The organism is Rheinheimera gaetbuli (genome assembly GCF_054781935.1).
Genome location: NZ_BAAGTL010000024.1, coordinates 72,320 through 94,588 on the forward strand (window position 1 = coordinate 72,320; position 22,269 = coordinate 94,588).

The 22,269-nt window shown below is 50.4% G+C and carries 15 protein-coding genes; 9 read left to right on the forward strand and 6 right to left on the reverse strand.

Translation table 11 applies throughout. The features are described 5' to 3' along the window. The first annotated feature begins 6 nt into the window (after positions 1-6). The 4 genes from ACYVIC_RS14035 (at position 7) to ACYVIC_RS14050 (ending at position 7,987) form a co-directional block, all read left to right on the forward strand. Positions 7-1,155, forward strand: a complete 1,149-nt coding sequence (locus tag ACYVIC_RS14035) for a glutathionylspermidine synthase family protein (RefSeq protein ID WP_460860927.1) — start codon at positions 7-9, stop codon at positions 1,153-1,155. Between the two features lie 367 nt (positions 1,156-1,522). After that, a complete protein-coding gene (locus ACYVIC_RS14040; protein ID WP_460860931.1) occupies positions 1,523-3,622 on the forward strand; it encodes a glycosyl hydrolase family 18 protein in 2,100 nt (699 codons plus the stop codon). A 265-nt stretch (positions 3,623-3,887) separates the two neighbouring features. Continuing rightward, the gene (locus ACYVIC_RS14045) at positions 3,888-6,524 is read left to right on the forward strand and encodes a glycosyl hydrolase family 18 protein (RefSeq protein ID WP_460860933.1); all 2,637 of its coding nucleotides are present in this window, start codon (positions 3,888-3,890) and stop codon (positions 6,522-6,524) included. 242 nt (positions 6,525-6,766) lie between these two features. Then, the gene (locus ACYVIC_RS14050; RefSeq protein ID WP_460860935.1) at positions 6,767-7,987 is read left to right on the forward strand and encodes a lytic polysaccharide monooxygenase; all 1,221 of its coding nucleotides are present in this window, start codon (positions 6,767-6,769) and stop codon (positions 7,985-7,987) included. Between the two features lie 57 nt (positions 7,988-8,044). Here the strand turns inward: ACYVIC_RS14050 and ACYVIC_RS14055 are convergent, their stop codons facing one another. Further along, positions 8,045-9,475, reverse strand: a complete 1,431-nt coding sequence (locus tag ACYVIC_RS14055) for a hypothetical protein (protein WP_460860938.1) — start codon at positions 9,473-9,475, stop codon at positions 8,045-8,047. Between the two features lie 244 nt (positions 9,476-9,719). Here ACYVIC_RS14055 and argA point away from each other — a divergent pair, with 244 nt between their 5' ends. Beyond that, entirely contained in the window at positions 9,720-11,039 is a 1,320-nt protein-coding gene (gene argA, locus ACYVIC_RS14060) for an amino-acid N-acetyltransferase (RefSeq protein ID WP_460860939.1), read from the forward strand. 20 nt (positions 11,040-11,059) lie between these two features. On the opposite strand, the gene ACYVIC_RS14065 is transcribed toward argA, so the two are convergent. The 3 genes from ACYVIC_RS14065 to ACYVIC_RS14075 all read right to left on the reverse strand — a co-directional run bounded on the left by ACYVIC_RS14065 (position 11,060) and on the right by ACYVIC_RS14075 (position 13,845). Continuing rightward, a complete protein-coding gene (locus ACYVIC_RS14065) occupies positions 11,060-12,145 on the reverse strand; it encodes a glycerol-3-phosphate dehydrogenase/oxidase (RefSeq protein WP_460860942.1) in 1,086 nt (361 codons plus the stop codon). Between the two features lie 13 nt (positions 12,146-12,158). Then, positions 12,159-13,265 carry a glutamate 5-kinase gene (gene proB, locus ACYVIC_RS14070; RefSeq protein ID WP_460860943.1) on the reverse strand — a complete coding sequence of 369 codons (1,107 nt, stop codon included), beginning with the start codon at positions 13,263-13,265 and terminating at the stop codon, positions 12,159-12,161. A 61-nt stretch (positions 13,266-13,326) separates the two neighbouring features. Next, a complete protein-coding gene (locus ACYVIC_RS14075; RefSeq protein WP_460860944.1) occupies positions 13,327-13,845 on the reverse strand; it encodes a DUF4124 domain-containing protein in 519 nt (172 codons plus the stop codon). 199 nt (positions 13,846-14,044) lie between these two features. On the opposite strand from ACYVIC_RS14075, the gene ACYVIC_RS14080 reads away from it, so the two are divergent. The 3 genes from ACYVIC_RS14080 (at position 14,045) to ACYVIC_RS14090 (ending at position 18,676) form a co-directional block, all read left to right on the forward strand. Beyond that, a complete protein-coding gene (locus ACYVIC_RS14080) occupies positions 14,045-14,683 on the forward strand; it encodes an OmpA family protein (RefSeq protein WP_460860946.1) in 639 nt (212 codons plus the stop codon). Between the two features lie 210 nt (positions 14,684-14,893). After that, entirely contained in the window at positions 14,894-15,511 is a 618-nt protein-coding gene (locus ACYVIC_RS14085; protein ID WP_460860948.1) for a hypothetical protein, read from the forward strand. A gap of 300 nt (positions 15,512-15,811) precedes the next feature. Beyond that, positions 15,812-18,676, forward strand: a complete 2,865-nt coding sequence (locus ACYVIC_RS14090) for a TonB-dependent receptor domain-containing protein (RefSeq protein WP_460860950.1) — start codon at positions 15,812-15,814, stop codon at positions 18,674-18,676. A gap of 65 nt (positions 18,677-18,741) precedes the next feature. On the opposite strand, the gene ACYVIC_RS14095 is transcribed toward ACYVIC_RS14090, so the two are convergent. Both ACYVIC_RS14095 and speE read right to left on the reverse strand, forming a co-directional pair. Next, positions 18,742-19,191 carry a DUF4124 domain-containing protein gene (locus tag ACYVIC_RS14095; protein ID WP_460860951.1) on the reverse strand — a complete coding sequence of 150 codons (450 nt, stop codon included), beginning with the start codon at positions 19,189-19,191 and terminating at the stop codon, positions 18,742-18,744. A 100-nt stretch (positions 19,192-19,291) separates the two neighbouring features. Further along, the gene (gene speE / locus ACYVIC_RS14100; RefSeq protein ID WP_460860953.1) at positions 19,292-20,149 is read right to left on the reverse strand and encodes a polyamine aminopropyltransferase; all 858 of its coding nucleotides are present in this window, start codon (positions 20,147-20,149) and stop codon (positions 19,292-19,294) included. 142 nt (positions 20,150-20,291) lie between these two features. Here speE and speA point away from each other — a divergent pair, with 142 nt between their 5' ends. Continuing rightward, positions 20,292-22,178, forward strand: coding sequence for a biosynthetic arginine decarboxylase (gene speA / locus ACYVIC_RS14105; protein ID WP_460860955.1), 1,887 nt, complete (start codon positions 20,292-20,294; stop codon positions 22,176-22,178). The last annotated feature ends 91 nt before the right edge of the window (positions 22,179-22,269 follow it).

Sequence of the window (22,269 nt, forward strand, 5' to 3'; positions counted from 1 at the left end):
CACCCTATGAAACGCATAGAAAGTAACCCCCGCCCGGGCTGGAAAGCCTTTGCCGAAAGCGTCGGCTTTAATTTTCATACATTTGACGGTGAGCCGTACTGGGATGAAAGCGCTTATTATCAGTTCTCTCTTGAACAGATAGAGCAGGATCTGGAAGATCCCACCGAACAGCTGCACCAAATGGCGCTGGATCTGGTCGACGATATCGTCAGCGATGAGCAAAAACTGCAGCAACTGGGTATCCCGCCGCAGTTTTGGGATGCCGTGCTGGCCAGTTGGCGCGGTAAAGAACCGCATTTGTACGGACGGATGGACTTTAGCTATAACGGCAGCGGCCCAGCCAAGCTATTAGAGCTGAACTACGACACCCCCACCTCCTTGTATGAAACCGGCTTTTTTCAATGGGTATGGCTTGAAGATCAGCTAATGCGCGGCGAATTACCGCAGGGTGCCGATCAGTTCAATTCTCTGCAAGACAAACTGCAACAAGCCTTTGGCGAGCTTAACCTGCCACAACCGTTCTACTTTGCCAGTGTCACCGAAAGTATCGAAGATAAAGGCACCGTCGATTACCTGATGGACATTGCACTGCAGGCCGGCTTGAACTGTCGCTATATTCAACTGGAACAGTTGGGCGATATCGACGGCCAACTGGTCGATTTAGATGGCTTCCCTGTTCATGGCTTGTTTAAGCTGTATCCGTGGGAATTTATGCTGCAGGAGGATTTCGCCAGTACTATTCTCAGCAGCAAGACGCAGTTTATAGAACCGCTGTGGAAATGCCTGCTGTCAAACAAAGGCATACTGCCAATGTTATGGCAAAAGCATCAGGGTCACCCCAACCTGCTGCCTGCCTTTTTTGATGATGGTAGTGCGCTGCAAAACGGTTGGCTGCGCAAACCACTGCTATCGCGTGAAGGCGCCAATGTTGAATTACTGACTAGCGATGGCCGCAACATTAAACAAGACGGTCCTTATAACGACAGCGGCTTTATTCGTCAGCAACTGGCACCGCTGCCAAAATTCGGCGATAACTATACGCTGATTGGTAGCTGGGTAGTTGGCGACAGCGCAGCCGGTATTTGTATCCGTGAAGACAATAGCCTGATCACCAAAGACAGTTCGCGCTTTGTGCCACACATAATCCTCGACTAAATCATCAGCAATAACTACAGCGCGGCTAACAGCGCTGTAGTTACAATTAACATCCTTCCCGAAAAGTGCTTTTCTGGCCCGATAATCCGTAAAGTTTTCTGACAGTAAAACCGAATTATTTTTACAGTTAATTCAGCTAGTTAATTACTAATCATAAAAATATCATTGAAATCTAACTGCAATATTTTGACAACGCTGTCATTCTTGCCATAGTCAATACCGCTTATTTTGTAAGCAACAGGGAGCAGTACTGCCGGACTGGCGTAAAAACAAATCAACCTGAATAGCGGCTGAATAGCGTGCCAAACAGGTAATAAATAATCAATTAAAATTATAAATTATTGATGCAGCACGACTGGAGGAAGTTATGTTAAAACAGATGGTTAAAACAAGCGGCAGTATGTCATTGCTGTTGTTGGCAGCCACTATTCAAGCCGCTACACCCAACACACCGGTGATCAGTTGGATGCCATCCGACTACCAATTGCAAAACGGCAGTGTACAGGTGCCGCTACGCTGGGATATGTGGTGGGGCACCAACGGCAACAAGTGGTACTTAAATAAAAATGACAGCGTTGTCTTTGAGGCTGCATTGACGCCAAATGGGCAGAGCGCACAAACAGGCACTACTAGCTTAATCTTTACCCAGCCAGGTAGCTATCAACTACAAGTCAACCTGTGTCAAGTAAGTGCCGCCATTGAAGAATGCGCCCCAAGCGGCATCACCACAGTCAATATAACTGGCACAGGCGGCGAGCCTGATCCGGTGGAACCTGATCCAGTTGACCCTGTAGAGCCTGATCCGGTGGAACCTGACCCGGCCGCACCGGCCAAACCGGTATTTGCCTGGAGCGACAACAACATTACGTTAACCGGCGGCAGCGCCAACCTTAACTTGAGTTGGAATATGTGGTGGGGAACTAACGGTAATCTGTGGCAATTAAAGCAAAATGGTAGCGTAGTGCACAGCGCTGCGTTAACGGCCAATGGCCAGCAAGCGCAAAGCGGCAGCAAGACGGTTAGCTTCAACACAGCCGGTAGCTATAACTTTGTTGTGAGTTTATGTCAGCAAAGCAGCAGCGCTTTGCTGTGTACCGACAGTGATGTGAAAACAGTCTCTGTCACCAGTGATGGTGGTGGCGGTGGTGGCGGTAGCTTCGATCCCTGGACCGATCTGGATATGACAGCCTGGCCGCATCCGTTAAAACAAAATAACCAGCCTTACCACAACAGCACTGGTAAAAAAGTAGGCGCTTATTTTGTTGAATGGGGTATCTATGGCCGTGCCTTTCATGTCGCGGATATACCAGCACAAAACCTGACGCATATTTACTACGGCTTTGTTCCGGTATGCGGCCCGAACGAAGGTTTGCGCCAGGCTAATCCGGAAGGTTATGCGGCTCTGCGTAGCCAGTGCGTCGGTAAGCCAGATTATTCGGTGGTAGTACACGATAAGTTCGCTGCGCTGGAAAAAGGCTATCCGGGCGATCGCTGGGACCAACCGATACGCGGTATTTTTGCCGAGCTATACCGGCTGAAACAAGCGCATCCGCATATCAAAATTCTGCCTTCTGTTGGCGGCTGGACCTTATCTGATCCGCTATATCAGGTTGGCGTAAACCCGGCAGCACGTGCTGTATTTGTCGACTCCATTATCGACTTTATCCGCACTTATGACTTCTTTGACGGTATTGATATCGACTGGGAATTCCCGGGCGGCGGCGGTGCTACACCGGATCTGGGCAGCCCGCAAGACGGTGCCGGTTTTGCTACCTTAATGCGTGAGCTGCGTGAAGCCTTAGATGCCCTCAGCGTGGAAACCGGCCGTGAGTACGAGCTGGCAGCAGCAATGTCGGGTGGGGTGCAAAAACTCAGTGTCGTGGACTGGGAAGATGCCGCACCTTACATGGATTACATCAACCTGATGACCTACGACTACTACGGCGCCTGGAATGGTGTGCTGGGTCATCAAACCGGCCTGTATCCGTCACCTAATTCACCTATTGTTGGATTTAGCGCCGATGAAGCCGTGCAATACCTGTTAGACCGCGGTGTACCGGCCAGCAAGATAGCGCTGGGCGCCGCCATGTATGGTCGCGGCTGGCAGAATGTGTCGGGCACAACAGGAGGTAATCCGTTTACCGGCACCGGTGGCGATGGCATTACCGGCGGCTGGGAACGCGGCATTATGGACTACAAGAAAATAGAAGCCGACTTTATGGGAGGTCCAGAGGCCAGCGGCGTTAATGGCTTTACTGTGAGCTGGGATGATACTGCCAAGGCCAGCTATGTCTGGAACCCGGCCACCAATACGCTGATAAGTTTCGATACCAAGCGCTCAGTACGCGAAAAAGGGGCTTACATTCTGCAGCATCAGCTGGGCGGCATTTTCGCCTGGGAAATTGATGCCGACAACGGCCATATTTTAAACGCGATGCACGAAGGCTTAGGCCATACGCAGCAATAACTAATATTGCCGCAGCAGCTAACAGCTTAGACAGAGGAGTAAGCAAGAACCGTTTTGCCCACGCTAACACGCCGTAAACCCATCCATGGGGGCTCGATTGTAGACTTCTTCCATGAAGTCTACCCTTCGGGCCAGCGGAGCTGTCCAAATTCGTTCCAGACGAGTTTGTCAGCGTCCGGGGCTTCAACGGTTAGCTTAGAGCAAAGCGGTTCCTGCTCCCTGGCATCTGCTTAGATTCCCTGCGGCATTTTGCAGGAACTTTGATATGAAACTCACTACAACACTATCGCTGCTGGCCCTGGCCAGCGCTTCGGCATTTTCTGCCCGCGCCGTTGATTGCAGCAACCTGGCGCAGTGGCAAAGCGCTATCGCCTACAACGGTGGCGCTCAGGTACAACAGCAACAACAGGCATTTCAAGCTAACTGGTGGACGCAAGGCAATGACCCGCTCAGCCACTCTGCAGCGTATCAGGAGTGGAGCTTACTCGGCAGCTGTGATGGTGCTGAGCCGGACCCTATTCCCGACCCTGAGCCGGAGCCCGAACCAGATCCTACTCCGGACCCTGAGCCGGAGCCTGAACCAGACCCTACCCCGGACCCCGAGCCTGAACCCGGTCCCGGCGTACCGGGTGATAACAGCTGCCGGCCGGATGGCCTGTATCAGACACCGGGTATTACCGTGCCCTATTGCACAGTGTATGATGCCAACGGCCGTGAAATCATCAGCCCTGATCATCCGCGGCGCATTATTGGTTACTTTACCAGCTGGCGTCATGGCAAAAACGGCCAGCCGGCCTATTTAGCCTCGGATATTCCGTGGGATAAAATTACCCATATCAACTACGCCTTTGCCCATGTTAATGGCGCCAATCAAATCTCGGTGGGTGATACGACTGACGCCAACAATGCCTCTACCGCTATGGAATGGCCGGGTATTGCCGGCGCTGAGCTGGACCCTGCCCTGCCGTACAAAGGCCACTTTAATCTGCTGAACAAATACAAACAGCAGTACCCGCACGTAAAAACACTGATCTCGGTCGGTGGCTGGGCAGAAAGTGGCGGTTACTTTGACAGTAACGGTAACCGGGTCGCCAGTGGCGGTTTTTATACCATGACCACCAACAGCGACTTAAGCATTAACACTCAGGGTATTAATACCTTTGCCGACTCGGCGGTGGCCTTTATCCGCCAGTATGGCTTTGACGGCGTGGATATTGACTACGAATACCCCACCAGCATGAATGATGCCGGCAACCCGGACGATTTCGCCATTGCCAACAGCCTGCGCGGCGGCCTGAACCGCTCTTATATTGAGCTGATGAAGGTACTGCGGCAAAAACTGGACGCCGCCGGCGCGGCTGATGGTAAGCACTATCTGCTGACTATTGCCTCGCCGTCTTCCGGCTACCTGCTGCGCGGCATGGAAGCGTTTCAGGTTACCCAATATCTGGATTACGTTAACATTATGACGTACGACCTGCACGGAGCCTGGAACCAGTTTGTCGGCCATAATGCGGCGTTATTCGATACCGGCCAGGATGCTGAACTGGTCGCTTGGAATTACTACGACACCAGCCAGTACCAGCAAATTGGTTATCTGAACACCGACTGGGCTTACCATTATTTCCGCGGCAACATGCCAGCCGGACGCATCAATATTGGTATTCCCTATTACAGCCGCGGCTGGAAAGACGTACAGGGTGGCAGCTTTGGCTTATGGGGCAGCGCTGCTTTACCAAACCAGAACGATTGCCCACCCGGCACCGGTGGCAGCACAGTGAGTAAATGCGGTAACGGCGCCGTTGGCATCGACAACCTGTGGCACGACAAAGACAGCAACGGTAATGAAATGCCGGCCGGCTCTAACCCGCTGTGGCACACCATGAACCTGGCCGAAGGCATCAGCGGCAGCTATCTTGGCGTGTATGGCCTTGACCCGGCCAACCCGGCGCATCAGCTAAGCGGTAATTACAGCCGCCACTATGATGCGACGGCAGTAGCGCCCTGGCTGTGGAATGCGCAGAAAAAGGTGTTTTTATCGGTAGAAACCGAGCAAAGCATTGCCACCAAAGCGCAGTACGTGATTGATAACGGTATCGGTGGTGTGATGTTTTGGGAGCTGGCTGGCGACTACGACTGGGATGCGGCCAAAAGCGAATACTTTATCGGTAACAGCCTGACCACGCAGTTTTACGACAGCTTCCGTGGCGCCAGCCAATACGGTGCAGTAAAAGCTGAACGCGCTATGCCAACGCAGGCAGCCGATATCCGCCTGAGTATCAGCGACTTTAAACTGGGCGATCAGAATTTCCCCATCAACCCTAAACTTACGCTAACCAACCACAGCAACAGCACTATTCCGGGCGGCAGCAACATCAGCTTTGATGTACCCACCTCGATCCCCGATAGCATCAGCGATCAAAGTGGTTTTGGCTTAACCGTAATTGAAAGCGGCCGTAACGCCAGTGGTAATAATATCGGTGGCCTGAGTAATAACTTCCACCGCGTGGCCTTCACCTTGCCCGGTTATTTAAGCGTGGCGAACGGCGAAAGTGTCACCGTAACGCTGAATTATCAGCTGCCGATGCCAATGCCCTCCAACTGGGTGTTAACAGTAAACGGCAATGAGTATGCCTTTGCCGAAGAATATCCGCAGTTACCGGTAGTGAGTATTGGCGACGGCGGCGGTGATGATGGTGGCGATGGCGGCAACAGCTGCGGTGGTATTACTGCCACTATTTACCCTTACCCGCAGTGGCCGCAAACCGACTGGGCCGGTAACCCCAGCCATGCCAACGGCGGTGACCATTTGTCTTACCAGGGCGGTGTGTATAAAGCCAATTGGTGGACTAACTCGGTGCCAGGCAGTGATGGCAGCTGGAGTTTTATCTGTAATTTATAGCGCATGGCAGGAGCAAGGCCGGTAAGTTCAGGACTCACTGTCTGCTCCGATGCTTTTTATGCGAGGGGCGGGGTTTGGAGTAATGCGGTGAGCGGGTAACAGTTGTCAGGCTCGTCGCAGCAACTCGCGCCCGCTCGGGCGGGCACTCAGACACGCTGCGCCGCCGTGCCAAGGTCACGCCCCTCACCAATGTCGAATACAGTGCAGCCGGGAAGTTTCCTGGCCGCACAGGAGATCCAAAGATGAACGTAAAATATGTAATGCCAGCATTACTCACAACCAGCCTGCTATTTATCAGTCTGCAGGCCAGTAGCCATGGCTATGTCGATTACCCCAAGGCCCGGCAACAAATTTGTAAAGACGATGGTGGCTACTGGTGGCCGGCCGATGGCAGCGGCATACCCAATGCCGCCTGCCGTGCCGCTTATCAGCAATCCGGCGGTTATATGCTAACCCAACACCATGAGTTTTCAGCCAACGTCGCCAACTACCGCAACATGGCGGCTGTGCAGGCCGTGGTCAGTGATGGCAGCTTATGTGCCGGTGGCGACAGCCGCAAAAGCGGTATGGACATCCCGTCTGACGCCTGGCAGCGCACCCCTATCGACCTGGCGCAAAGCAGCGAGCTTACCCTGCGCTTTCGCGCCACTACCCCGCACAACCCCAGCTTCTGGCAGATTTACTTAAGCAAACCAGGCTTCGATGCCGCCGCGGCGCCATTAAGCTGGAACCAATTGGAGCTGATTTACCAGCAAAGCGATGTGCCCGCCGCAGCCGGTTATTACACCCTGCAGGTGCCGTTACCAACTGAGCGCAGCGGCCCGGCGGTGCTGTATACCCGCTGGCAACGGGTCGATGTGGTCGGCGAGGGCTTTTATAACTGCTCGGATATTGAACTGGTAAACGGCAGCGGCGACACCCCGCCCACGCTGTGGTTTGATAAAGGCGCTTATGTAAACCTGCAAACCCCGGCCGAAGTCGGCGGTTATGCCCAGCTGCGGTTATTTGATGCCAATGGCCAGGAGCTGATAGACGAAAGCTGGCAGATCACTGCCAACAATATTGCCAACGCACTGTGGGCCACCGAGCTGGCGGCACAGATAAACACCCAGTACAACAACCTGCTGCAACTTGGGGTATTAAGCGGTGATAATGTTTTATTTAACAGCGACTTGGCCAGCAACCGTGCCTATGTGCGGGATAACAGCCATTTTTACAACCTCGACCTGCGCCCGGCGCCAGACGATGGGGATGATGGTACCCCGCCGGGTAATTGCCCGGGTTATGACTTAAGCCAGATAAACACTTATCCGAACTGGCCGCAGTTAGACTGGCAAGGCCAACCCAGCCACGCCGCCGCCAGCGATAAGCTGATTTACCAAAGCGCGCTGTATCAGGCCAACTGGTGGACGCAAAGCTTGCCAGGCAGTGACAGCAGCTGGACGCAGTTATGTAGCTGGTAATTGCTTAGCCAAAGAAATAACACAGGCCGCAATCGCGGCTTGTATTCTTTGCAACAATCAGGGCAGCAACGCCTCTGCTACTTGCTGCTTTAACGCCTCGGCGGTATCGAGGCCGGTAATGCCTTCGGCCAATACTAAGGTTTTGCCGTCGACATTGGCCTGCAGACAGAAGTACTCGGTGCGTTCACCTTCGGCGGTTGTCGAGGCAAGCGTTTGTTTTATCTTTAGTTGGTCCGGGTTGTTGCATGGTGCTTGTCGCTGGTATAACCGGATACCAAACATAGAACGCTGCATCCACACCTTGCCTGGCGCCACACTGGCAGTAAGGCCTCGCCCCAGCCAAAACAGGCCGTAAGCTAAAATCAGCACACCAATGGGCGTAAATATTAACGCCATAAACCATAACATGGCGGTTTCCTGCAGGGCTTTGTAAACCAGAAACACACCGGCTCCGGTAAAAACTGCACCAAACAAAATCAGAATCAATGCGGTACTGCTATGCCGGCCAGCCTTGCTGGTTAAATACAAAGTATTGCCCTGCACCTGCTGATGGATCTGACTGGCAGCAGCGTTGAAGGCATCCGCTGTGCGCTTTTGCTGCTGCAGCGCCACTTCGCTGGCGTGGGGCTGCCAGCTGCAATGCGCTTTACCTACCGTTACCGGCAAAGTCCACTGCCGGCTAAACTCCACCATTTTTTTATCCAGCGTTAGTTCGCCTTTGCAACTCAGTTGCCACTCTATGCGGCCTGAATAGCTTATATTCTCGCCACTGGCAGGTAAGTGCCCGGGGGCGTTTAGTGCCAGCCAATATTTACCATCTACCGAGCGGGAAACGTCACATTTAGCTGACCAGAGCGAGTCGCGCTGGGTGGTACGGTTTTTACCACTACCGCTTTGATACACATGTAAACAACTCAGTGTTGCCTGCGGCATGTGGTCAAAACGGCCGTGCTGTAAGGTAAAGTAGCCCCCTACCTGACCACCGGCGTTGCCGGGAAATGGATCGGCGAAAAACGGCGTTTTGCCAATTTTTTGCCACTGTTTAAGCTTGCTACGGCCTTGCCACAGCAATAGCACCCCGGCTAGCGGAAATACCAGCACTAACAATACCGCGTAATTAGCTTTTGGCAGCTCATCAGTTATTGCCATGTAACTGATAGGTGCGCCGATAGCAAAAAACAGTGCGCCCAGTGCCAGCATGGTCAGATAGCCGGCTTTGTTATTACTGGCGATACCCTCCTGCGGCGCTGCGCCTTGCAACATCGCCTGCTCTATCAAAGCTTGTTTATGGCCATACAGTAGTAAAAACATCATCAAAGCGGAAATACCACAAAACATCGCCATAAAAATCAACCCGGCGCCGGGCTGACCATCGCGAAAAAATGCCACACCGCCTGTTATACCGGCCAGCATAAAAACACTTAAAAAAGCCAGGCCGAACCAGGGCAAACCTGTGTCATTGTTTTTATCACGCTGCTGTTTGCGCATCCTGTATCCCGCCTTACACTCTGCTGCCCCAATTATGTAGCAACAGTTTTACAATAGCTCTGCTGCTGAGACAACTGCTTCTTAACAACAGCAAAAAGGAATAAATATGCCAATAAAGTGGATATAAAACCACAAACAATCTAAAATGCCGCCCTCAATATGGCTTAAGTTGGCATTTTGTCATGCAGCTGCCATCTTTATGGCCTATATAACTATGGTCTTATCAGAAGGAAGCCCAACGCCCGTGCGCACTACTGAACTTGTTTCCGGTTTTCGCCAATCAGCCCCCTATGTTAACGCACACCGCGGCAAAACCTTTGTGGTTATGCTAGGTGGCGAAGCTATTAGTCAAAGCGGCTTTCGCAGCATTATCAACGACATTGCCCTGTTGAACAGCCTGGGTATTAAAGTGGTGTTGGTGTATGGCGCACGGCCGCAAATAAACGCTGCGCTGCAGCAGGCTGGTTTGGAGCCAACCTATCATAACCGTGTGCGGGTCACAGATGATGAATCATTTCAGCTGATTAAACAGGTAGCCGGTGCTCTACAGCTGGATATTACCGCGCGTTTATCAATGAGCTTAAGCAATACGCCAATGCAGGGTGCTCAAATTAACGTGGTGAGCGGCAACTTTGTTATTGCCCAACCATTGGGCGTGGATGAGGGCGTAGATTACCATCATAGCGGCCGTGTGCGGCGTATTGACGCTGCCGGTATCCGGCGTCAGTTGGACAACAACGGCATAGTGCTGATGGGGCCAATAGCAGCCTCCGTTACCGGTGAAAGTTTTAATTTAACGGCCGAGGACATTGCTACTCAGGTCGCAGTTAAACTTAAAGCAGACAAAATGATTGGTTTTAGTGAAATAGGCGGTATTGTGGGTGCCGATGGCGAGATCACCGCAGAGCTAATGCCCAATGCTGCCGAGCAAATTATGCTGCGGATGGAACAACAACCCGATGCCTGCCCGGGCACACTGGCGTTTTTACATGCCGCCATTACCGCTTGCCGTGCTGGCGTGCCGCGTTGTCACCTGGTCAGTTACGATGAAGACGGCGCTTTGCTGCAAGAGCTGTTCTCGCGTGATGGTATCGGCACCCAAATTGTTACTGAGTCGGCAGAGAAACTGCGTCAGGCCACCATCTCCGACATAGGCGGTATTTTAGATTTGATCCGCCCGCTGGAGCAGCAAGGCTTGCTGGTAAGGCGTTCGCGTGAGCAACTGGAAATGGAAATAAACCAGTTCAGTTTAATAGAGCGCGATGGTTTAGTAATTGGTTGTGCCGCGCTGTATCCGTTTCCGGACGACAACGTTGGTGAATTTGCCTGTTTAGCTGTGCATCCGGATTACCGTGATGCAGACCGCGGCAGCGTTTTACTTAAGGCCGTTATTCAGCAAGCGCGGCAACGGAAGTACAGTAAACTATTTGCCTTAACCACACGCAGCATCCACTGGTTTTTAGAACATGGCTTTGAACTACTGACAGTTGATGATTTACCTGCGCAGAAAAAACAGCTGTATAACTATCAGCGTCGCTCCAAAATTCTGGCCATTACGTTGTAACGCGCCAAGTTTATGATAGTTCAACCTCTGCCCTGGCTTACCGACTGAGTAATTTGCGCTGCAACACTTTTACCCAGCGCGCGGGCAGTGGTCCATTTACCGCCAGACACCGTTAGCACTTGGCCCTGCCAGTTAAGTTGGTACTCACGACTGGCTTTACTGGCATTTGCACTGCCTCCCAGCAATGGCCGCACGCCGGCAAAATTGGCTAACACGGTTGTAGCATCAGCTTGCGGTTGGAAATAATGGTTATACACGCCCAGCAAATAATCACGCTCGACAGCAGAGCACTTAATCGGCTCAGCCAATTGCTGGCGTACTTCAGTAGTACCGAGCAGAGTATTGCCCTGATACGGCAACACAAACACAATACGCGCTTCACCCGGCACTTCCAGCATATGGCCGTAGCGGCTTATCGCCGGCAACACTAAATGGCTGCCGCGTACTAAATCCAGCGGTTGCTGCACCAATTCCGACTGTTTCAGCAATTGCTGGCTCCAGGGACCCGCGACATTAACCACCCGATCAAATTGTTGCCAACCATTGCTAAGCAACACGCGGCCATCAGCCGCTACTTGCTGCACCGGGCTGTGCTCAAACAACTGCACGCCGGCTTTGCGACATTGCTGTGCCATCCACAGCCCCAGCTTTTGATCATCCATTTGGCCGTCAAAAAACAGGTACGCGCCGGTTAAGCCCGCTGCTTTTAGCTGCGGTGAGCAACGCAGCGCTTGCGCTGCCGTCAGCCAGCGATGGCGGCCAATACCTTTGCGGCCAGCAAACGTATCGTACAACCACAAGCCTATTTTCAACTGCCAACGGGCACGGCGCGAATCGTTATAAAGCGGATATAAGATAGGTAACCGGCGTGTGAGTTGCGGCGCTTTTTTCAGCCACCAGCGTCGCTCTTGCAGTGCTTCGCGCACCAGGCGAAACTCGCCTTGTTCCAGATAGCGCAAGCCACCATGTAACAATTTTGATGAAGCAGCGCTAGTGGCCTGCATCAGGCTGTCGCGTTCAAACAGGCTGACATCATATCCGGCCAGCGCTAACTGCCAGGCACTGCTTAAGCCATTAATGCCACCGCCAATTACCGCAATTTTCATTCGCCACCTGCCCTCAGCTTGTCAGCGCAATATCATCCCGGTGCACCACTTCCTCACTGGGACAAAAACCCAGCGTATCAGCAATTTGTTGGCTGTGTAAGCCTTTGATTAACTGCAGCTCAGTCGCGCTGTACTGACAAATACCTTTGGCCAATTGTTTACCGCCACTGTCACACAACCAGATGGCATCACCTTTATCAAAGCGCCCATTTACTGCGGTAACGCCTTTTGCCAGCAACGATGCGCCTTTGTGTAGCAAGGCCTGCACCGCACCACTGTCGAGCACAATACTACCCTGGCTTTTTAAGCTGTTAAGCAACCAATGTTTTTTTGCGCTAAGCCTATCCTGTTGCCGCAAAAACAAGGTGCCTGCCTGCTCACCGCGCAACAACCTATCAAAGCTTTCAGCTTTCTGGCCGTTGATAATCAACGTATCGACACCCAGTTTAGTGGCTTTTTCTGCTGCCTGAATTTTAGTCAGCATGCCACCAGTGCCAATAGCGTGATGGCTACCACCCGCCATAGCATATATTGCCGCGTTAATCTGTTCTACCCGGGGAATAAACTGCGCATCCGGCACAGTTCTGGGATTGGCACTGTACAAACCATCAATATCCGAGCAAATAATCAGTGCATCGGCATCTACCAGTACCGCCACCATTGCCGCCAGGTTATCGTTATCACCCACTTTAAGCTCAGCCGTGGCCACGCTGTCGTTTTCGTTTACGATAGGCAGCACCTGATTGGTCAGCAAGGTACGTAGCGTATTGTCGATATTCAGGTAACGGCGCCGGTCGGCTAAATCATCATGTGTTAGCAGAATTTGCGCACAACGAAAATCAAACAGGTTGCTCCAGGTCGCCATCATTTGTGTTTGGCCCACTGCCGCCATGGCTTGCTTGATATTGATCGAAAGCGGTTGATGCACAAAAGCGATTGCTGAACGGCCAGCTGCCACACTGCCGGACGACACCAGCACCACTTCTGTCCCTTGTTGACGGCATTCACTGATAAAACGGGCAATTGCCAACAAATAGCGGGTAGAACACCCTTTAGCATCAGGGGAGATCAGCGCACTACCAACCTTGATAACAATGCGCCGCCAGGCTGAATTCAACATAGATTACCTGCCTACATAATGTACTGGCAGCAGCTTAAAGTTTGGGCGTCTATATGTCTATTTAATTTTGAGTGCTGGCCATGATTAAGTCGCAATCGCCCGCTGTCAGGTGGGTAAAACCGCCATAGGCAGAAATGACCAACTGATTATCCGTTAAGGTACGCACTTGCCAATTTACCTGGCCACTGCCAAACGCCGGATGATCAACCACAAATGAGCCCGGGCTCTGTCTTATCGGATAGCGGAACGTATCCTGACGCTGCCCCTGGCTAATTTGCTGCACCATTAAACGTTCGGTAAAAACCCAGGTTTTACGCATAGCCGTATCTTGTTGTACACTACCGCCCGCCACGGTTGAAGTGCCTATTTCACACCAGCTGCCGACGATCAGCTGCTCTACTTCCTGACGCTGCTGTTCAGCAAAACGAATGTCTAGTTTTACCTCTTCACCCGCGCGGCATGGGTCTCCCTGAAACACCACTTCACCGCTGCTGTCGGTACATTTATATACGTCAGCCACTGCAGGCTGTGCCAGCATGGCTGCAGTCACTAACAATAAAAAGCGCGCCGCTCTTGTCATTATGTATTCCTTTATTGCCTTTTCCGGCCAATCCGCCAGAATGCTAAACCCTAGTACAATACTGAAAAAAACAGTCAATGTGAATATGAAGTAACAATCAAATAATTTACATAATATGTAAACAATGACAAACATTTATAGTTCAGCAGTAATTCAGTTAGCTACGTTAAGCTGCAAAAAATGATTAAGGAGTTCACCTATGCGTTATTCAGTATTTGTTGTTGGCGTGCTGTCGGCCAGTCTGACCCTGGCGGGATGTGCAACAAATGAGTACTCCAACACCGGCAAAGGTGCTGCTATCGGCGCCGTGTTAGGAGCTGTTGCCGGTAAGGCCACCGGCAACCATAAAGATAAGCGTCTGGTGATTGGCGCTGCAGTAGGCGCTCTGGCCGGTGCTGCCGTTGGTAGCTACATGGATAAACAGGAAAAAGCGCTGAACGAAGAACTTAGCGGCAGTGGTGTTAATGTGATCCGCGATGGCGACAAACTGCGATTAGATATTCCAGCTCAGTTAACGTTCGATGTTAACCGCTCAGATATTCGCTCTAACCTGTATCCGGTATTTAATGATATTGCCAAAGTACTGCGTGACTATGAAAAAACCATGCTGGTTATTGCCGGCCATACCGATGATACTGGCCCTTATCAGTACAATATGAATCTGTCTCAAAGCCGGGCAAACAGCGTAAAACAATATTTGGTTGCGCAAAACGTGCAACCTATCCGCATTGAAACCCAGGGCTATGGCCCAAACTACCCTGCGGTACCCAACAATTCGGATGCAAACCGGGCGCAAAACCGCCGGGTAGAAATTCATATCGAGCCGATAGTGCAATAAGCCACTTGCGAATCAGATCAGATAAAGCACTGTTGTGCCCGCGATCTAACATGCATTGACCTGTATGTTATTACACGGAGCTTTAACGGGATGTAAAATTAAGATATTTTGTTTTATTTGTGTTTAAAAGTGGTTTATTTTTAAGCGGCATAAAGCAATTTATGTCGCAATAATAAACCCAATACAAAACGAATAAATCAAGGAAAAGTAATGAAAAAAACATTCTCGGTACTGTTACTTGGCGCGCTTACGCTGTCCTCTTCCATGGCCACTGCAACCCCTTTTGGTGAGCCGGTGGATTGTACAACCACCACCACTAATGTACCTATCTATGGCGGCTGGGCTCAATGTAGTGTGACTCACAACGGTGAAACTCGTCAGCTTTCTGAATATTTCTTCGAAACACTGTCCCCCTTTGTACAGGTGTCTGACTTTACCACCATTGGTGGTTACTACGGCAGATTCAGTTGTAGCGCAACTTTACCTTTCATCAGAATGGAACAAGTCACATCACAACAATGCAAATATAAACCCGTTTCTGGCTTTAGCGTTTCTCCACGAGCAGGATCCTTTGTATTAACAAGTTCTGCCCGCGATTATGATGGTTCGATAGTAAATTATCGTTGGATAGTGAACGGCAGTGTGGCAAGCAGTTCAGCGAGCATATCGCTGCCGCACATCCAATCTGAATACCGAAATGGCAAGTGGTATTCACGCTATGAAGTATCGCTGGAAGTGACTGATAATCACGGCTATAAAAACACCGTAAGCAGATCATTGCTGGAATTAAACGATGAATGCCGAACTCAGGCCTGTCGTAATCGTTAAGTAATGCTACTGCAAAAGCTGATTATCAAAGCCGTGGAAGATTGCTTGTCAATTTTCCCGGCTTTGGCTTATTTGAGCCATTAACAAAACAGTTTAAAAACTGCCTCACCATACATCTCACCTACCAACACACAATAAAAACATTTAAATTATTAATTTTTTACAAAATACAAACTCTTAGCTAAGCTTTTGCCTGAACTTATCGGCGATAAGCTCATTTCGCTGCTAGTTGCCTGGCTACCAGGATACGTCAGGCAAGATGTCAGCAGTTATTCAAACAACAATTATAAGGAATACTGCATGCGCATTTATTACTCTACGCTATCTATTGCTGTGCTAAGTGCACTGGCATTAACAACGCCTCAAATCCAGGCGCAGGACAACACTGCTGATAAAAGTGTGGAACGCATCGAAGTTACCGGCAGCCGGATTAAGCAGACTGAGCTTGAAGGTCGCAGCCCGGTACAAATACTGGACCGTGATGCAATAGATCGCTCGGGCCTGTCTTCAATCGGTGACATTATTCAAAATATAACTGCCTCGGGTTCAGCGCTTAATACAAAATTTAACTCCAGCGGTAACTTCGGCTTTCCACCAGATGGCGGCGGCGTTGGGGCCGGCGCAACCACAGTCGATTTGCGCCATTTGGGCGCTAAACGCGTGTTGGTTCTGGTAGACGGTATTCGCTGGGTTAATGAGAGCTCTGCTTCAGGTGTTGGCGGTGTTGTAGATTTAAACACCATACCGCTGGCAATTGTTGAGCGTATCGAAGTATTGGAAGACGGTGCCTCATCTATTTACGGCTCCGACGCCATTGCCGGCGTAGTCAACATTATCACCCGCCGTGCCGCAACCGGCGCAACACTTAGTACCAGCTTTGGTCAATTCAGTAAAGGCGACGGTGATACCACGACCTTTGAACTTAGCTTTGGTGGCGAAAGCGACAAACATAGCTACTTTATGGCTGCCAGTTACAACGAGCAAAAGTCTGTATTTGCCAGCACCCGGGCGCAGTCCAGCTTACCGGTGCCCGGCACCGGTTTAGCTTTTGGTAGCTCTGCTATCCCCGCCGGCCGTTTTATCATTACCGATCCCAATACTGGCTTTACACTGGATTTAGTACCTAACGCCGGTGTAACCAGCCCGACTTATGACCCAGCACTTGGTAACAGTTGCTCAAGAACAGACGATTTTCACTGCTTTACCACTAATGACCGCTTTAACTACGCCAGCTATAACTTACTGCAAACACCGAATAAACGTATTTCACTTTATGGGCAGCAACGTTACGAATTTAGCACTGATACTCATTGGTATATGCGAGCATTATACAACCAGCGCAATAGTGTCAACCAGGCCGCACCGGAACCGATGTTTATCGGTACCGCAGTACCCAGTAACTTTTGGCTGGATAATCTCACTATTGCCGCCGACAATCCTTACAACCCTTTTGGTTTTGACCTTGTGGCATCGGGTGCTAATCCGAATTTAATTCTCGGCGGCCGTCGTCCGGTTGAAGGTGGCCCGCGCCGTTTTGAGCAAAACGTCGATACTTTTTACCTTGGTAGTGGCATTGAAAGCCAGTTTGAACTGGCTGGGCAACTGTTTTATTGGGATATCAACGCGGCTTACAGCACCAACCGGGCAAAACAGGATAACTTTGGCAGTTATAATGCCAGGCGTATTGCCACAGCTTTAGGTCCGCTGGCAGCCTGTCAGGCAGATCCTGCCTGCGTACCGCTAAACATCTTTGGCGCTGGTAGCATTACCCCGGCTATGTTTGACTACATTAGACCTGTGGTACGCGATACCAGCGAAAACAAACTAAGTTTGTACTCTGCCAACATCACTGGTGATCTGCTTGAGTTGCCGGCCGGCGCACTCAGCTTCGCCTCAGGCTGGGAATACCGCAAATATACCGGTGAATACAATCCGGATGCATTGACAGTAGCGGGCGAATACAACGGTGTCGCTTCCTTGCCGACAACAGGCTCACTCAATGTAAACGAGCTGTTTATAGAGGTTAACGTACCCTTACTGGCAGACCTGGTACTTGCCAAAGAACTAGATTTAAGCCTTGCCAGTCGTTACTCGGATTACTCAACCTTTGGCAGTGAAACCACCAGCAAAGTCGGCTTTCGCTGGTTAATGCAAGACGAATTGTTGTTTCGCGGTAGTTGGTCGGAGGGCTTCAGGGCGCCGAACATTGGCGAGTTATTCGGTTCGGCAAGCGGTTTCGATGCGGTACTGTCAGATCCCTGTTCACAGCCTGTCGCCGGGTTGGCAGCAAATTGCGCAAGCTTAGGCGTGCCGGCAAATTATCAGCAACCCAACCCGCAAATCAGCGTTGTCACAGGTGGTAACCGCGATCTGGCACCCGAAACCTCTACCAGCTATAACCTGGGCATGGTGTTCAGCCCGGAACTTGCCGTTGCGACTGCCTGGTCTGCACGATTGGATATCGGCGTAAGTTGGTATCAGCATGAACTTAAAGGGGCAATTCAGGCATTGGATGCACAGACACAGCTGAACTTGTGTGTACAAACCCTGTCGGATACTTTTTGTAATGGTATTGGCCGCAACCAGCTCGGAGCTATCGATCAGTTTAACAACGTGCTGACTAACATCGGCAGTATTGACACTTCAGGTCTGGACTTTGATATCGGCTGGTTGTTGCCGCAAACCGAATTCGGTCAATTTGATGTGAAACTGCGTGCTACTCTGGTTGAAGATTACACAGTCTTAGATGCCAACGGCCAACGGCAACCCAAGACAGTTGGTATTGAAGTTAATAATTCTGCTATTCCGGAGTGGAGCGGCAACTTAGCATTAAACTGGAAGCTGGACGCCTGGCAAGCCAGTTGGACTATTCGCTACACCAGTGATCTGGAAGAAGACTGTGGCGACGCAGCCAGCTTTGCCATTTGCCGTAACAACCCGAAAGTAGGCCAAAATCGACTTGGTAGCACCACTTACCACGATGCTCAGCTAAGTTGGCGCACTGATGCTGTGTTATCAGGTATGCAGTTAAGTTTCGGCGTAAATAACCTGTTTGGCAAAGAGCCGCCAGTGTGTTTATCTTGCTCGCTCAATGGCTATGACCCTTCAACCTATGACATGCCAGGCAGCCGGTACTGGTATTTACGAGCCTCGTTTAGTTTGTAAAAAAGTAACCCGCTAACAATAAACAGCCCCGCATAAGCGGGGCTGTTTTACATCGTATTAAGCGTTTAATTTTGCGCGTATTGCCGTTCTAAGTTGTTGGTTTTTTGCTTTAAACCCACCAGCTTTGTTTTTTCAGCGGCAATTTTCTCATCGAACTGCTGCTCTAAGCGATCTATTCTTTGCTGCAATGCTACCAGTTCTTCTGCTCTGGGGAAGCTGCGCCGCAGTTTATATAACTGCGCCTTTAACTCATCAGCTTGTTGCTGTTTTTGTTGTTCCAGTGACGTAATTTGATATTCAACAAAGCGACCTTGACGTTTTAATGCATCGACCTGCTGACGAAACTCGCCCCTGCTACCTGGCGTTGCCGTACCAATAGGGCGCATATCTAATTGCTCAGCTTCTGCCGCGCAGGGAAACTGGCTAAATTCCACTACGCCATTACGCTCGCATTTGTACACCTGAGCCTGAATGGAAAAAGCACTGAAAAACAACAGGTAAGATAATTTCTTCATTTGCCACCCCACTTATGAACAATAAATGTACAGAAAGCTTGCCAAAACCGCAAGTTAACCTGCACATTTATTTTTACAGCCCACAGCTAATGTCACTGAACTAGCCTAGCAGTGCTTTCTTCATAAAATTAGGCCAGGCCGATGCGGCTTTGTGCACGTCAACATTGTAATACTCTGTATTAAACGGTGCTGCAGCCGCATCAGCTTCGCGGAAACCTTCAAAGCCCGCGTCTTTGCGCGCCAGCGTGCAGGTCCACCAACCGGACGGATAAACCATTTGTGGGAATAACAAGGTTTGCAGTGCGGCAAAACCAGCATCCTGCATGGCACTTCGCATATCTTTTAACAGTGGCATATGAATAAGTGGTGATTCGCTTTGCTGCACCAAAATACCGCCCTGGCGCAGCGCTTTACGGCAACTGTCATAAAAAGCGCGATTAAATAATCCTTCGCCCGGGCCTATTGGATCGGTTGAATCAACGATAATCACATCGATAGATTCCGCTGCTGCTTCACGCATATACTTAATGCCATCATCAAATTTCAGCGTCGCTCGCGGATCACTGTTTGAAGCGCATAACTCAGGGAAGTACTTTTCGGCCATGCGGGTAACCTGCTCGTCGATGTCGATTTGCGTTACACTTTCTACGCTTGGATGTTTTAACACTTCACGAAGGGTACCGCAGTCACCGCCGCCGATAATCACCACGTTTTTCGGGTTAGTGTGAGTAAAAAGCACAGGGTGACTTAGCATTTCGTGGTATAAGAAATTATCCCGGCTGCTGAGCATGATAACGTCATCTATCACCATTAAATTGCCAAAGTGGCTGGTTTCGTACATTTCAATCTTCTGAAATGGTGACTGTACTTCGTCCAGCTTTTTTGTGACCTGCAAGCCAAAAGCGCTGCCGCTGGCGGCGAATATTTCGGTGTACCAATTGTTCTTAAAACCAGACATAGTTATCCCCTCGCTGTAACAGGGCGCGTATTGTGCCTTTTAGTGCCGTTACACTCAAATTTTTTCTGTTTTTCGTGTTTTTTGCTGCAGCTGAACCGTATAAGCCTTAAACTATAGCCAACTTAATTTTAAAGGAACGACAATGGCCGACTGGGGTACTGAAAAAGCACGCTCTATCTACAACGTAGCAGTATGGAGTGAAGGATATTTTGATGTTAATGCTGAGGGCGATCTGGTCGCTTATCCGGATCAGGATCACAGCAAAAAAGGCATCAGTTTTCCTGAGCTCACTGCCCGTTTTAAAGAAGAAGGCTTAACGCTGCCTGTACTGGTGCGTTTTACTGATATCCTGCAACACCGTGTTGACACGCTTATTAAATCGTTTCAGCGCGCTAAAGCCGAGAAAGACTACCAAGGCCAATACACGGCCGTGTATCCAATTAAAGTAAACCAGCAGTTCTCGGTAGTAAAACGGCTGATCAGCCATGACAGCGGCAAAGTCGGTCTGGAAGCCGGTAGTAAGCCGGAGCTGATGGCGATTTTGGGCGTTACCGAACAGCCACTGCAAATAGTCTGTAATGGTTATAAAGACAGTGAGTTTCTGCGCTTAGCCACTATCGGCGACATGATGGGCCACACCGTGTATGTGGTGGTAGAAAAACTGTCTGAGCTGAAAACCCTGCTGCGCGAAATTGATAATTTAGGCGCGGCGCCGCGTATCGGTATCCGCATTCGCTTAAACTCTGTGGGCAAAGGCAAATGGCAAAATACCGGTGGGGAAAAAGGTAAATTCGGTTTAACCGCCACACAGGTGTTGCAGGCCATTGACGTGCTGCGTGATGCCGGCAAGCTGGACTTACTGCAGCTGGTGCATTTTCATATCGGCTCGCAAATTGCCAATATCCGCGATATTCATAATGCTATTCGTGAATGTGCCCGCCACTATGCTGAACTGCGCACCCTTGGCGTACCAATTACGACGGTGGATGTTGGTGGTGGTTTAGGTGTTGACTACGAAGGCTCTAAATCACGCTCAGCCTGTTCAATGAACTATACCATGTACGAATATGCCCGTAACGTGGTGAATGGTTTAAAAGAAGTGTGTGACGAGTATGACCTGCCACACCCGAACATTATTACCGAATCTGGCCGCGCCATGACAGCACACCATGCGGTTTTGGTAACTGACGCCATAGATATTGAGCGGGCGCCGGGTCTGGTTAATCTGCCGGAGCCAAGTGAAGACTCACCGACGGTTATTCTTGGCCTGTGGGAAGCTTACCAAAACGTAACGCCGCGCACCGCCATAGAAGCTTACCACGATGCCGTGCACTACTTTACCGATGCCCATGCCCAGTATGTACATGGTTTATTGACACTAAAAGACTGGTCGTTATTGGAGCAAATTTACTTTGCCACCATTAACAAAGTAAAAGCGCACTTAGATTTAACTGCCCGCTCGCACCGTTCTATTCACGATGAACTAAACGAGAAACTGGCTGATAAGCTATTTGTTAATTTTTCGCTGTTCCAGTCGATGCCTGATGCCTGGGGTATTGATCAGTTATTTCCGGTTATGCCACTGGAGCGGATGAACGAACCATTAAACCATCGCGCCATTATTCAGGATATTACCTGTGACTCTGACGGCCAGCTAAAAAGCTATGCTGACGGCAATGGTATCGAGTCGAGCTTGCCACTTCCGCTTTATAAAGAAGACGAGCAATACCTGTTGGGTATGTTTATGGTGGGTGCTTATCAGGAAATACTGGGCGACCTGCATAACCTGTTCGGTGATACCGACTCTGTGCATGTTGAGCTGACGGAAGATGGCAGCTACAAACTGACCAATATCATCAAAGGCGATACCGTAGCCGATGTGCTGCGTTATGTGCAGTTTGATGCGAAAAAGCTGATTGCTTCTTACACTAAACAGCTGGCAAAACTGGATATGGAAGATGGCCGCAAGGATGAGCTGCTGGATGAGCTTAAAGCCGGCGTTTACGGTTACACCTATTTCGAAGATTAAGGTAAACTGGTAGCTGATCGGATGTGTTAACAGCAGGCTCGCCTGCTGTTATTATTTTTGCCGGCCCTTAGACCGCCGGTAACAGATATCA